Origin of the sequence: uncultured Candidatus Kuenenia sp., assembly GCF_900696675.1 — a bacterium.
In the GTDB taxonomy this organism is placed as follows: Bacteria; Planctomycetota; Brocadiia; order Brocadiales; family Brocadiaceae; genus Kuenenia; species Kuenenia stuttgartiensis_A.
In genome coordinates, this window is the sequence record NZ_CAADGZ010000099.1 from 1 (window position 1) to 12960 (window position 12960).

The 12960-nt window shown below is 36.4% G+C and carries 11 protein-coding genes, 1 tRNA gene and 1 pseudogene; 6 read left to right on the top strand and 7 right to left on the bottom strand.

The window, feature by feature from the left end; genetic code table 11:
• The first annotated feature begins 216 nt into the window (after positions 1–216).
• Positions 217–408, top strand: a complete 192-nt coding sequence (locus tag QZT26_RS12985) for a CxxH/CxxC protein (protein ID WP_197705295.1) — start codon at positions 217–219, stop codon at positions 406–408.
• Positions 409–556: 148 nt separating this feature from the next.
• Positions 557–1615, top strand: a complete 1059-nt coding sequence (locus QZT26_RS12990; RefSeq protein ID WP_099323553.1) for an NAD(P)-dependent alcohol dehydrogenase — start codon at positions 557–559, stop codon at positions 1613–1615.
• Between the two features lie 323 nt (positions 1616–1938).
• Here QZT26_RS12990 and QZT26_RS12995 read toward each other — a convergent pair whose 3' ends face one another.
• Positions 1939–2199, bottom strand: coding sequence for a hypothetical protein (locus QZT26_RS12995; protein WP_157775565.1), 261 nt, complete (start codon positions 2197–2199; stop codon positions 1939–1941).
• A 109-nt stretch (positions 2200–2308) separates the two neighbouring features.
• Between QZT26_RS12995 and QZT26_RS13000 the strand changes: the two are divergent.
• Positions 2309–3595: pseudogene (locus tag QZT26_RS13000) on the top strand (IS630 family transposase).
• 206 nt (positions 3596–3801) lie between these two features.
• Here the strand turns inward: QZT26_RS13000 and QZT26_RS13010 are convergent.
• Both QZT26_RS13010 and ispH read right to left on the bottom strand, forming a co-directional pair.
• The gene (locus QZT26_RS13010) at positions 3802–4500 is read right to left on the bottom strand and encodes a DUF502 domain-containing protein (protein ID WP_295102679.1); all 699 of its coding nucleotides are present in this window, start codon (positions 4498–4500) and stop codon (positions 3802–3804) included.
• 20 nt (positions 4501–4520) lie between these two features.
• Positions 4521–6263, bottom strand: coding sequence for a 4-hydroxy-3-methylbut-2-enyl diphosphate reductase (gene ispH / locus QZT26_RS13015; protein WP_157775562.1), 1743 nt, complete (start codon positions 6261–6263; stop codon positions 4521–4523).
• Positions 6264–6570: 307 nt separating this feature from the next.
• Here ispH and QZT26_RS13020 point away from each other — a divergent pair, with 307 nt between their 5' ends.
• Both QZT26_RS13020 and QZT26_RS13025 read left to right on the top strand, forming a co-directional pair.
• Positions 6571–7299, top strand: coding sequence for a hypothetical protein (locus tag QZT26_RS13020; protein ID WP_099323550.1), 729 nt, complete (start codon positions 6571–6573; stop codon positions 7297–7299).
• A gap of 129 nt (positions 7300–7428) precedes the next feature.
• Positions 7429–8727, top strand: a complete 1299-nt coding sequence (locus QZT26_RS13025; RefSeq protein WP_099323549.1) for a UDP-glucose/GDP-mannose dehydrogenase family protein — start codon at positions 7429–7431, stop codon at positions 8725–8727.
• A gap of 13 nt (positions 8728–8740) precedes the next feature.
• Here the strand turns inward: QZT26_RS13025 and QZT26_RS13030 are convergent, their stop codons facing one another.
• From QZT26_RS13030 to smpB, 4 genes are all read right to left on the bottom strand, one after another.
• A complete protein-coding gene (locus QZT26_RS13030) occupies positions 8741–9367 on the bottom strand; it encodes a class I SAM-dependent methyltransferase (protein ID WP_099323548.1) in 627 nt (208 codons plus the stop codon).
• Between the two features lie 9 nt (positions 9368–9376).
• Positions 9377–10837 carry a D-alanyl-D-alanine carboxypeptidase/D-alanyl-D-alanine-endopeptidase gene (gene dacB / locus QZT26_RS13035; RefSeq protein WP_157775559.1) on the bottom strand — a complete coding sequence of 487 codons (1461 nt, stop codon included), beginning with the start codon at positions 10835–10837 and terminating at the stop codon, positions 9377–9379.
• 68 nt (positions 10838–10905) lie between these two features.
• Complete coding sequence (locus QZT26_RS13040; RefSeq protein WP_099323546.1) at positions 10906–11328, bottom strand: response regulator; 423 nt, start codon at positions 11326–11328, stop codon at positions 10906–10908.
• A gap of 176 nt (positions 11329–11504) precedes the next feature.
• Positions 11505–11948, bottom strand: coding sequence for an SsrA-binding protein SmpB (smpB, locus tag QZT26_RS13045; RefSeq protein ID WP_099323545.1), 444 nt, complete (start codon positions 11946–11948; stop codon positions 11505–11507).
• Positions 11949–12331: 383 nt separating this feature from the next.
• On the opposite strand from smpB, the gene QZT26_RS13050 reads away from it, so the two are divergent.
• Positions 12332–12415: transfer RNA gene (locus tag QZT26_RS13050), tRNA-Leu, on the top strand.
• Positions 12416–12960: the final 545 nt, after the last annotated feature.

Below are 12960 nucleotides of genomic sequence, written 5' to 3' on the forward strand. Positions count from 1 at the left end.
ACACCATTAGGCAGAAAAAATATAAAATCACCCATGAAAACTCAAAGATGTAGTGCCGAAAAATGAAGGACTAAAGTCGTATCACATTGGCAATAAAAGAGATACGATTTCTGCTTGTCGAAGTTGGATTAAGACTGTGCTCACTACCTTATGCCGTGCGAGTTTGCGTGCTCTTCTTTCCTCAACTAGGTAAAGTCGGGCTAAGAAATAAATATTATGAAGATAAGAGGGGTGAAGGGGATGTATGTGGTCTGTGAAGAACATATTGAAATCGCGATAGATGAATTTGTAAATGTTTATGAAGTGCCACCGGATATTTATATTTTGGATAAGGGTTTTTTCTCAGACTGGACATCACCAAACCATTATGACATGTGTGATAATCCACCAAAATATTTAGTGGTATAGTATCTAAATTGTTTGTGAAAAAAAGATTAAACATACTTGACAAATTCTTCAAGAAGTTATACCCTTCACCCTTTAGTTAGCTATAATAGATACTAATCAAAACTATTTTGGATATTAATATAAACTAATTATTCAAGGGGGAATCATAATGAAGGCGTTTGCAATGTTAGGGATTGGTAGTGTGGGTTGGATTGAGAAAGAAAAACCAGTTGCAGGTCCATATGATGCAATTGTGAAACCAATTGCTTTCGCACCATGTACTTCAGATATACATACAATTGAAGGTGCTATCGGAGATAGAAAGAATTTAGTGTTAGGTCATGAAAGTGTGGGAGAGGTAGTCGAAGTAGGTAGCGAGGTTAAATATATTAAACCTGGGGATAGAGTGGTAGTACCTGCTATAACTCCTGATTGGAGAAGTGTTGAATTACAAGACACAGGACTTGGACAGCATTCAGGTGGGATGTTGGCTGGCTGGAAGTTCTCTAATATTAAAGACGGGGTATTTAGTGAGTATTTTCACGTGAACGATGGGGATATGAATTTAGCTGTTTTACCAGATGGAATTACTTTAGAAGCAGCAGTCATGCTTACAGATATGGTAACAACAGGCTTCCATGGGGTGGAATTGGCTAATGTAGAATATGGGGATACAGTAGTGGTTTTAGGAATAGGACCTGTTGGACTGATGTCAGTTGCAGGAGCTCAATTAATGGGGGCAGGAAGAATTGTTGGTGTAGGAAGCAGACCCGCTTTAATTGAAGCCGCTAAATTCTATGGAGCAACAGATATAGTTAACTATCGAGAGAGATCTGTAGTAGATCGAGTACTAGAGATGACTAATAATCGAGGAGCAGATAAAGTAATAGTAGCTGGTGGGAATTGTGACATTCTTATTGATGCAGTAAAAATTCTAAAGGCCGGTGGAGCAATTGGTAATATTAACTACTTTGGTGGCGATGAATTCATACCTATACCAAGGGAAGCATGGGGAGTAGGAATGGGTCACAAGGCGATTAATGGTGGATTAACTCCTGGCGGTAGAGTAAGAATGGAAAGATTAATTGAATTGGTCAAATACAGCAGATTAGATCCAGGAAAATTAGTTACCCATGTATTCTACGGATTTGACAAGATAGAAGAGGCTTTACAGCTAATGAAAGAGAAACCCGCTGATTTAATAAAGCCAGTTGTATTAATTGATTAACAGAAGCAATATCTCCTCATAATAAAATGGCATTATGTACACCGGTATATAGTGTCATTTTTTTGTTTAACTTTCATTACTTCTCAATCACTAAGAAAGTAATTAAATTATTAGTCTTTGGCGATACTAACTATATGCATTGAGGAGGTTGCTATAATGAGTGGCATTTGTGGGGTCAAATCTTTTAAAATGACATATTTGTCAACAATAGAGATTTGCCCCCCCCTTCGCTTCTCTTACTCTTGCGGATTGTAAAAAATTGTTTGTATCACATTTTAAAATCTTTGCGGCTTTCTTGTGAATATTTTCAGGGTTAGTGCCCCTTAATACTTGCCGTTTTTGAGGTATTTCAACATCAAGTTCTCTGCCAAATATTTTGACTTTATACGGTCAATCAACTTCCGGGAACTCAAAAAAAGACCATGCCGGAAATCTTCCAATATTTTTGTTTCTTCCCTGGAATAACTTTGTACCATTTTCCTATATGCCAGATACTTATTTTTTGTTTCTAAAAGAGAAAGAATAGGCTTTGTAAGCAACCATTCCGGTGGTTCCTTGCCATACATGAATTTAGAGGACACCATATTAAATTTACTATTTTATTTCTATATAAGTATTAGAGGACGAATATATGGAATTCTTTATTATATGGTTTTTTTAGGTGTTATTTTTGGCCTGAACCATGAGGAGATTATGATAAAAATAGCGTTTACTGAAGAAGACATAAAAGCATTAAATTATGAACGATATCATCATCCCCATCCACGAGTGCAACGAAAGATGGAAGCGCTGTGGTTCAAGAGTCAAGGAGAGCCGTATAACAAAATAGCACAATTAACCGGAATCTCGATTAATGTTGTTACCCAGTATATCAAAGAATATCAGGATGGAGGTATAGAGAAATTAAAAGAGATCAATTTTTATCGTCCTGAAAGTAAACTCAGCGAGCATAAACAAACGATTGAGAATTATTTCCGCGAACACCCACCCGTGACAATGAAAGAAGCAATTGGCGTAATAGAGAAGCTAACAGGGCTCAAGCGCAGTGAAAAACAAGTGGCGAAATTTCTCAAGAAGATTGGTTTACACCGTCGTAAAGTAGGCACAATTCCCTCCAAAGTTAATGTTGACGAGCAAGAAGCCTTTAAAAAAAACGTTAGAACCCTTTCTCAAAGAAGCCGAAGAAGGGAAAAGAACCGTATTCTTTATTGATGCGGCTCATTTTGTGTTAGCCCCTTTTTAGGGTGTCTTTGGTGCTTTGCCAGTGTATTTATCAAAGCGCCTTCCGGAAGGCAACGGTTGAATGTCCTTGGAGCGTTGAATGCAATAACCCATTAACTGATTACCATAACCAATGAGACTTACATAGATGCTCAAAGTGTTTGTGATTTACTATGGAAAACTGCCTGTTTAAATTTAGCGATGCCTATTACCTTCATATTAGACAATGCCCGTTATCAGAAGTGTACCGTTGTTAAGAATCTGGCAGCACAGTTGCATATTGAGTTGGTTTTTTTGCCCCCGTATTCACCGAACCTCAATCTTATTGAGCGGCTTTGGAAATTTGTCAAAAAACAGTGCTTATATTCAAAGTATTATTCAGAGTTTGCAAAATTTAAAAACGCTATAATGGACTGCTTGCAAAAAAACCATTCGCAGCATAAAGAAGAACTTGCTTCGCTATTGACACCTAATTTTCAATACAATATACTCCTCAAGCTTGGTAAGCCCGATGAAACCGAATGGGTGGTTATGCGTATGCACCCGGCAATGTGTGCAGAAATTATCGGGAACCATCCCGGAATTCTGCGCCAGACAGCATGCATACTCGCGCTAACTCACCACAAAAAATGGGACGGGAGTGGTTACCCCAAGAAGCTCAGGGGCGAGGAAATCCCGCTGTCTGGCAGGATTATCACCATAGCCGATGTTTTCGACGCCCTGACAATAGATCGTCCTTCAAAAAGGCATGGTCTATAGAAGAGGCGGTGCGTGAAATAGGGGAATGCGCCGGGACGCATTTTGATCCTGGGCTGATTGAGACTTTCAATGTAGTGCTGTCTGAAATTCAGATAATCAAGGAGCAATACACTTATAAACACGGAGCATTGAACGACCTGGATTTTATCAAAAGCGTTGGCTAAACAAATGCCGATTTTGATAAATGACCTGTAGTGTGAAATGGTTCAGGTATTTTTTTCAGAAGACTTCGTGTCGGGCGGTGTTTTTAAAATTGTTGTAAATTGTTTAGGAGTTAATACGCCGCCAGATAGCAGTGCTTTAAATGCCTCTTCAACGGTAAGGTTTGTGTCTATCACCGCATCTTCTGTCGTATATATCAAAAAACCAGATGTGGGGTTTGGAGTGGTTGGTACAAAAACACTAATAAATATTTCTTTGCCGTTCTCTTTTACGCTGCCTGTTACAAAACCAATTGCTTTTGTGCCTTCTTTTGGAAAATCCAGTATAATAACACGTTTGAAAGCTTGTTTGCCGGGGAGGCTTACTGCGTGTACGATCTGTTTCACGGTGGAATAAATATTGTTAATAACAGGTGTTTTTGTTAAAAGGTTTTCAAAATAATGAATTATTGATTTGCCGATAATATTCGCGGCGAAGACACCTATAAAATACAATGAGGCGAATGTGAAGATAAGCCCGATGAACGTAATTATAAATTCATCGGCGGATGTTTTTGGCAGCTCAGCATCAAATAAAAGAAATATTTTTTTTATAAGTGGAGAAAGAGTCCCCCCAATAAAACTAAAGAGAAATTTTACAACAAAAAAGGTTACGTAAATGGGGATGATTAATAACAAGCCCGTTAACATCCTTTTTCGGATGTCTGTTTTTAATAGATTGAAAAATTTGTTTAATGTTTCCATACACGCCTTACTTTATCGAATTAAAAAGTTAAAGATTGCCATAAAATCGCCATAAGACCGGCAAAAATAAAATTAAAATCTGCTATCGTTTCCAGCAGCAATCCTTCCGTTATTATTCTTTTTTGGAAAAGATATTGATAACCGGAGGCATAAGCTATGCACGGAAGCAAAAAATATCCCAGCGTTGATATCCATCCAAGGAGTGTGCCTGCTATAAGAAGAGATGCCATGAAAAGGGTAATGCTAACAAGAATTTTTTTTGTGCGTTCTTTTCCAATTGCGATAGGAATGGTTTCTTTGCCCAAAATGCGGTCCCCCTGAATATCCCGAATATCAAGAACGACAGCGCGTATAAAAGCGAGACTGAATGCGAATGCAACCGTAATGGCAAGCGCCGGTATGAAGTCTCTCCGTACACCCAGAAAAGGAATTAAAGCGGTGCTTGCTGCCCAGGCGATGCCGTAGAAAATTTCTTTTGAACCCGGTATTTGCTCAAGGCTTCTGTACCGGATAAAACCTGAAAAACTCTTTGGTATAATTTGCAGCCGGTAAAAAATACCAAAAAGACTGGCGAGAAAAACACAAAAAAAGATGGATTTGCCGTGGTATAGCCCAAGAATTGAAGATAAGGCCGCTCCTAATATGCCTAAAATAACAAAAAGGACCTGCTTTTTTTCATAAAATTTTGCCCGCGCCGGCTCGTTGAGTGCCACGGATTCTTTGTTGGCAAAATGATTAAGTACCTGCATTGAAAAAATGAAAAGAGCGGCGATTATGCAAAAAATCAATCTTGGCTGAACACCAAGCAGCAGTGCACACGAATAACTCATGCTTGCCGCACCTAATGCTACATACGTGCAACTGCCTATTAAAAAATTAAAGATACTTTTTGTAGCAAATAAGATTTTTTGGTATTTATTGACCTTGTATGTTCTTACTTTGTCAACAACCCTTTTGATCATCCAATTTGGTGTTGATGCACCTGCAGTAACGCCAATGGTATTAAAAACTTTTAATTTATTGAGGTCTATTTCTGAGTCTGTTTCAACGTGAAATGTCGGAGTTCCCTGTGATTCGCATATTGTAACTAGCCGTGTTGTATTTGCGCTTCCCCTGCCCCCAACAACAATCATTGCATCTACAGATTTACAGAGATTCACTACTTCATCCTGTCTTTTGTAGGTGGAACTGCAAATAGTTTCAAAAGATTCTGAATTCGGATAACGTCTTTTTATTTCATCGATAGCCCTCTTAAATAAATGCCTGTCTTGCGTTGTTTGGGCGACAATGCATACCTTATCCATAGGGGGAAGTAGTTCTATATTTTCCATGTTTTCAACTACATGCCCTCTTCCCTCGGCATAACCGAGCAATCCTACCACCTCGGCATGTCCATTATCGCCGACAATTATCGTCGAATATCCCTGTGCGGCATATTTTTTGATGATAGATTGCACCCTCATTACATGCGGACAGGTAGCGTCGCATACTTTTGCGCCTTTACTTTCGATTTCCGCTCTTCGGGATGGAGTCACTCCATGCGCTCTGATGACAACGGTGCTATTCGAGAGGTCTGTAACATCATTAACAATGTGAAGGTCTCTTTTTTCAAGATATTCAAGCACTTGCGGATTATGGATTAACGGACCGTCCGTATAAACTTTAGCGCCAATATTTTTTTCATTCGCCGCATCGAGCAGGATATCCATTGCCCTTCGGACTCCCATACAAAAACCTGCGGTTTTAGCAACAAAAACTTTCAATGATAACTCCAGAAAGAAATTTAAACAATATTACTATATCAGACATAAACTCAAGTATGTTCAAGATTTATAATTTTTAAACAGAATTCTATCAATTGCAATATTGGTTGTCAATGATTTTAAATGAGTGGCGCTTTTGCTATTGAAATAATTGGAGATTTTAATTTCTAAATTATTAATTGACAAATTTATTGATAATTTATATACTTCGGCTTACTTTGATTTTAGGGCAGTCTGACCACTCAAAACAGCTTTTTTTGTATTAAATAGTGAAGATATTTCTATTTTAAGGAAGGAATTCGTAATTATGGTAAAGAAAATACGTTCGATGGCCTTGGTTTTTAGTTTGTGCAGTATTATATTTGGTTTTGTCTGCAGCTTGCATGCTTCAGAGAGTTTGGAAGATGGCATCTTATGGTTGACAAAAAATGCAGTTCGGGAGAAGTTTGGTACGCCAAATTACTTATATTGTGAAGAAGAACCTTTCAGGAGATACAGAATAGTTACTCCGGAGGAAGAGGACGGTTTGAAAAAAACTTTTTTGTATGATGTTCCGCTACACGATCTGTACTATTTAAAAAGAAATAATACTAATATAGAGTTAAGAATTTATTATGGTGTTGACAGATCAAATGGCGGGGAAACATACCGTGTGAGTGAATACTATGTGAACTTTACGGATGGTCCGGTACCTCTGGGAAAAATCTCAGAATTAATTCCTGAATGTCAACCAATCCATCAGTCTCCAAAAGTATTTCAGGAACATATGTTTAATCTTAACAACTACAGAATAATCTTTGTTACTGATAAGGTTAGTTCACTTACCAATCATTTCGGATCAATATTTGTTGATCCCGATAAGGATATAAAAGATTGGTCATTGACGTATGATGTTATTCTGACCGAAGGTGAATCCGAAAATGTATCGGTAAACAGTATGGTAAAAGAAATAATCGTGTCGGTAGATGGCGAGTACAGAATAGGGAAAACTAGGCATGTTTTTAAGACGAGACGCATTAATAATCCTTTGCAATAACATGACGGTTTAGAGAATTAAAATCTGGGATCATTGAAAAAGCAGTAATGATGAATGTCATTTCATTTATCTTGCTGCTTTTTCTTTTTAAGGATGATAATGGCAAAAATAATACGGGGAGGGCGATAATTGAAAATATGTTGTATTGGCAGCGGTTATGTAGGTCTTGTGGCAGGCACATGTCTTGCAGATATGGGCAACGATGTTATATGCGTAGATTCTAATAAAGGCAAAATAGATAATTTGAAAAAAGGTATCATTCCTATATATGAACCCGGTCTTAAAGACATGCTGGAAAGAAATGCAAGAGTGCGGAGGATTACTTTTACAACAAATATTAAAGATGGCATTCAAAAGTCAGACGTTATTTTTATTGGGGTGGGAACACCATCCGACCTTAATAATTGCGCTGATATTTCCGCTATTATTTCGGTTGCTGAAAGTATTGGAAAATACATGAATGGGTATAAAGTTATAGTGAATAAAAGTACTGCACCTGTCGGAACATTAGAAAAAATAGGAAAAGTGGTAAAATCGTTTCAAAAAAAAGCAATAAGGTTTGACTTGGCATCGAATCCTGAATTTATGCGAGAGGGTGAGGCGATTAAGGATTTTACCAACCCGGACAGAATTGTAATAGGCGTGCAAGGCGAAAAGGCAAAAAAGATTATGGAATCGATATATAATGGTATTTCAAGAACAGATAAACCGATTATGTTTACTGATATAAGGAGTGCGGAGTTAATTAAGTATGCGAGTAATGCAATGCTTGCAACGAGAATTTCTTTTATGAATGAATTAGCGCAACTATGTGAGAAAGTTGGTGGAGATATAAAAGAAATTGCGAAGGGGACTGGATTAGATTCAAGAATAGGGCCACGGTTTCTTCAGGCAGGCATTGGATATGGCGGGTCATGTTTTCCGAAGGATGTAAATGCATTGATACAAATAATGAATGAGAATGGCATTGATGCAAAAATACTAACAGCGGTTAATGAGGTAAATGAACAACAAAAGAGGTCTCTTTTTGAAAAAATACAAATACTTGTCCCCAAAATGAAGAACAAAAAAATTGCTATATGGGGTTTGGCGTTTAAACCAAAAACAGATGATATGAGAGATGCGCCTTCTATAACGTTAATTAAGCAATTGCAGGAAGCGGGCGCTCAAATTAATGCCTTTGATCCTGAAGCAATGGATAATGCAAAGACTATCTTTAGAGGGATAAAATATTATGATGATCCTTATTCCGCGGTTAAAAACTGTGATGCTCTGGTTATTGTAACAGAGTGGAACGAGTTTAGAGACCTTGATCTTAAAAAAGTAAAAAGACTTTTAAAATGTCCAAATATAGTTGACGGAAGAAATATATACGAACCTAAGGATATGAAAGAATTGGGTTTTCATTATTTATGCGTGGGAAGATAATTATTAATGACCTTCAAGCTTCAGAGGAGGTATTATTGCGACATTTTATTATCTGACATGCGTTAAAAATATTTACCTGTTGTTTACTCATAACAGGAAGGCTGGCCTCCTTTAATAACAAGTCAAGATCGAAATGTTTTCCTAAACCGAGTTTATCCCTTATGGGTGAGATAATTTTTTCAAATCGGGAGATGAACTGATTATCAATACCGGCGTAATTTAAGATAAAAATATCCCCTTCCTTTTTGCAAACCCTTTTTATTTCATTCAAAGTGTGTATGGGTTCCGGTACTACGGTAATAACATGTGATGCGATGACTTTATCAAAAGTATTATTCCTGAAGGCCAGTAGTGATGCATCCATAGTAGATAAGTGCACGTTATTCAAGGTGTATTTCATTTTCTTCGTCTTTGCCCGCAGTAACATTTCTTCACTCAAATCTATTCCTATTATACTGATTCCCTTCGGATAAAGCGGCAATGACAACCCTGTACCAATACCTACTTCAAGAATGGTATCATGTGGTTCAATATCCATCATCTTAAGAGCAGTGCATCTGCCATGTTCGAATATTTTTCCGAAGAGCGTGTCGTAAACGTACGCATAAAGTGAATATATTTTTTTTAAGTGGTCGCTCATGTGTATGGTTTATAAATTATCTGCTAAAAATTGGCAAATCTCGTCTTGTGCTTTTTTGGCATCGCGTAAGCTTTTAAAATTATTAATAAGAATAGAAAATGCAAGTCTATCGCCTTTAGAGGTATCAATATAACCGGAAAGCGCCGAAGCTCCGGCAATGTATCCGGTTTTTGCGTGAATTTTACCCTTATATTGTAGAGATGCCATACGGCGGTGAAGTCCGCCATCTATGCCTGAAATTGGAAGTGAGTCGCAAAACACTTTGCCGTGTTTGTGTGTATTCATATATGATAAAAGAGTGGTTATCATATTAGGCGAGAGTTTGTTTTCTTTTGACAAACCAGACCCGTCCCGTATTTTATACTCTTCACTGTCATAGCCTAACTTTTTCATGAAAGCGCTAATAACTTGTAAACCGTTTTCTGTATTGCCACAGCCTTTTATATGTGCTCCCAATGTTTTTATTATTTGTTCGGCATAGAAATTTTGGCTTCGTTTGTTTGTGATGTGAATAGATTGTTCCATTGTGGAAATGGTTTGGGCAATTTTAATAGGTTTATTCGAATATGATATCCGGTCGTTTTCATTAATTAATCGGGCAATTCCAAAGACAGATATACCGCCATTTTTAAGCATTTCTTTAAAAAGTGTTGCAAGATAGAGTGAAGGACTGTGCACACTTACCCACTCTCGTTTCTGAGAGGCGTTCGTCCAAAATTTCCCCTTAACATAAATATCGTTTGTTCCGGGTTTTCGATAAATGGAATACGCATGTTGCTTCTCTTCAGAAGTATAAATACACTCGTTATGGATAGTGACAAACGAAGTGTTCGGTTCAATTAGCAGCGAGACTTTTTTATTTACGTTATTCCGGGGAACGAAAATAATATCAATGCAATTATCATTAAATGATAAACCGCTGGTGGGCGCACAATACCACTCATGCAATTGGTTTTTTGGCCAGGCATCGTTGATATAATTGCGGTCAAAGATTGAGTCATCTGCTACAATATCCCCTGTAATTTTTTGTATGCCAAGATTTTTTGTTGCTTGTAACCATGCATTCGGAATAGTTAAAATATTGTTATTGTAAAATCTTCCCGATAGATTTGGATCACCGCTTCCCCTGATGATAATGTTGCCTTCAAGTGTTCCATCGCTCTTTATATTCCCATCTGCTTCAACGGAGGTATTGTATTTAAAATCTGTCCCTAAATATTCCAATGCGGTTGCGGTTGTTGCAAGTTTCATATTAGATGCAACCATGAATAAATCGTTGCTTTGGTAATTAACGACAGGTGTATTCGTTTTTAGAGATACAACGCTGATTCCACAGTGAGCATTTTTTAATAAATATTTCTGTAAAATATTCCTGATTTGTTCATTGAGATGCGTTGGTTCAGCCTTGATTACTTTGACTGGCAACGTTAAACAGGTGAATAAGGCAATAAAAATTATGCAACTTCTCATATAAAAATGCAATAACCGTTGAAATAGAAACATAAATCGTATTGGTATGAAAAATTGGGAGAGAAAAGTTATTTCTTTTTTAGAGAGGTTTTACGTTTTTTAGGTTTTATGTTTTCGGCGATATATTTCATCTTTAACAAATTATCGATAGTTTGCACTGCAATAATGGGGTCTAAAGGTTTAGAGAGAACAATATTTGCGCCGGCCTTCATCAGAGAAGATTCAATGCGCTTTGATTTTTGATCACAAATCATAATTATTGGTAAAAATTTGTTTGTTTTTCTGATATCGTACATAATTTCTATGCCAGGGATGTCCTGAACCATTTCGCTTATTATAAGAACATCCATTTTTCTCTCCTGGAGAATATTCATCGCTACATTTTTATTAAGGGCAACCTCTGTTTCATAACCGTATTGTTCAAATAAATCCCTTAATGTATCAACTGTTTGTCGCTCATCCTCTACAATCATTATCCTTGATGAAGGCATAATTTACCTTTCTCGTTAATTGTGTGGTTTTATAAGGTGCAAAAACCTGTATAATTAATTGTTTTAAAGAAAGAGAATGAAAAAGGAGCTTTAAAACTCCTTTTTTATGTTTTGATACATTTGTTTCATTGAAAAATGTTTTGAATACTATTATTAATTAGCAACTGATATGAATGTTAAAATTTTTTCATTACCTGGCGAATCTCTCTTTCGACCGTTCTTTTTTTAATGTCTTCACGTTTGTCAAACATGGATTTTCCTCGTGCTATTGCAATTTCTAATTTAGCAAGTCCATTTTTAAAATATATTGATAATGGTATAAGAGTGTATCCCTTTTGTTGTACTTTTCCTGCTATTTTTGATATTTCCCTTTTATGAAGGAGGAGCTTTCTTTTCCTTTTGGGTTCGTGATTTTGGCGATTTCCTTGTTTATATTCACCAATATGCATTTCATACAGAAAGGCTTCGCCATGATCCAATTGCGCAAAACTATCATTTATACTAACATCCTTATTTCTTAACGATTTAACTTCTGTACCAGTGAGCACAATCCCACATTCTATTTTTTCTAAAACCTCATATTGATAAAAGGCTTTTCTATTTTTGGCAATAATTTCCATGCTATTTAGAATAAAACAAAGTATGCTTCTGTTTTATGAGTGTTCTCACATGCATATGTTTTCCTATAGGTTTATTTTGAAACGATAATATTTATTAGAAATAAAACACGGTTTTTGTTTTATTTGAGTGCGATGTTACCAAAATAACTGCTTTAATAAGGAAAGTTTATAAATGAGACGAATCATTAGACAAAATGAATTTTCATCACTACGATAAAAAAATTTTATCGTAATTATTGACAACTTAAAGGCATACGATTGCAAATAATAACAAATTGCAAATGGCAATGCAAGGTCATTTTGTGAAAAACCTTTGACTTAATCGTCTTTATTTCCTAAAATCTCTGCGTATGGGATGTTCGATAAAATAAGTGTTTTCGAATGCCGAAGTGGCGGAATTGGCAGACGCGCTAGATTCAGGTTCTAGTGGTGGCAACACCGTAAGGGTTCAAGTCCCTTCTTCGGCATTTAGATGTTAAATATAAGATTTGGTACAGGTACAATATACAAGGTTTTTAATAGAACTTATTTCATAGGTCTAATTGGTAAAGCGTGGCTACAACGATTTTCCGTGCTATAACATATACATCCCAACTGCCCGATTCCTTTCGTTTTTTATGATCCACCCTCCAATCTTCCTTAAAAGAGGTCATTTCCTATCGCCAATACGTTTTTTGGGATCATCATGATTTTTTCTTTTAAAAACATTTTTAGATATTGTGTATTAACAATAATTATTACATAAAAATATTTTGATTTTCAAAGTTAATTATTATATATTTTGTTAAGTTGGTGTTTAAATAATTTTTACAATATTATCTGGCAATACTTAAGTTTTTAGGTTTAGTAAATTAAAGTATCCAACGTAATTGAAATAATATACAACCTAAATCCTGCAAACAAGGCAAAGCCTTGTTGCAGGAATAGGATTGAAATGGTAGGATTTCCAAGGTATTCGGCGGTATATTGATAACAAAAAACACCTGAAAGGAGATTCACCATTTCGATGAAG

Bases quoted from the DNA above. Each gene is read 5' to 3' on its own strand.
- QZT26_RS12985 (WP_197705295.1), top strand. From the start codon at position 217: ATGAAGATAAGAGGGGTGAAGGGGATGTATGTGGTCTGTGAAGAACAT.
- QZT26_RS12990 (WP_099323553.1), top strand. From the start codon at position 557: ATGAAGGCGTTTGCAATGTTAGGGATTGGTAGTGTGGGTTGGATTGAG.
- QZT26_RS12995 (WP_157775565.1), bottom strand. From the start codon at position 2,199: ATGGTGTCCTCTAAATTCATGTATGGCAAGGAACCACCGGAATGGTTG.
- QZT26_RS13010 (WP_295102679.1), bottom strand. From the start codon at position 4,500: ATGGAAACATTAAACAAATTTTTCAATCTATTAAAAACAGACATCCGA.
- QZT26_RS13020 (WP_099323550.1), top strand. From the start codon at position 6,571: ATGGTAAAGAAAATACGTTCGATGGCCTTGGTTTTTAGTTTGTGCAGT.
- QZT26_RS13030 (WP_099323548.1), bottom strand. From the start codon at position 9,367: ATGAGCGACCACTTAAAAAAAATATATTCACTTTATGCGTACGTTTAC.
- dacB (WP_157775559.1), bottom strand. From the start codon at position 10,837: ATGAGAAGTTGCATAATTTTTATTGCCTTATTCACCTGTTTAACGTTG.
- QZT26_RS13040 (WP_099323546.1), bottom strand. From the start codon at position 11,328: ATGCCTTCATCAAGGATAATGATTGTAGAGGATGAGCGACAAACAGTT.
- smpB (WP_099323545.1), bottom strand. From the start codon at position 11,948: ATGGAAATTATTGCCAAAAATAGAAAAGCCTTTTATCAATATGAGGTT.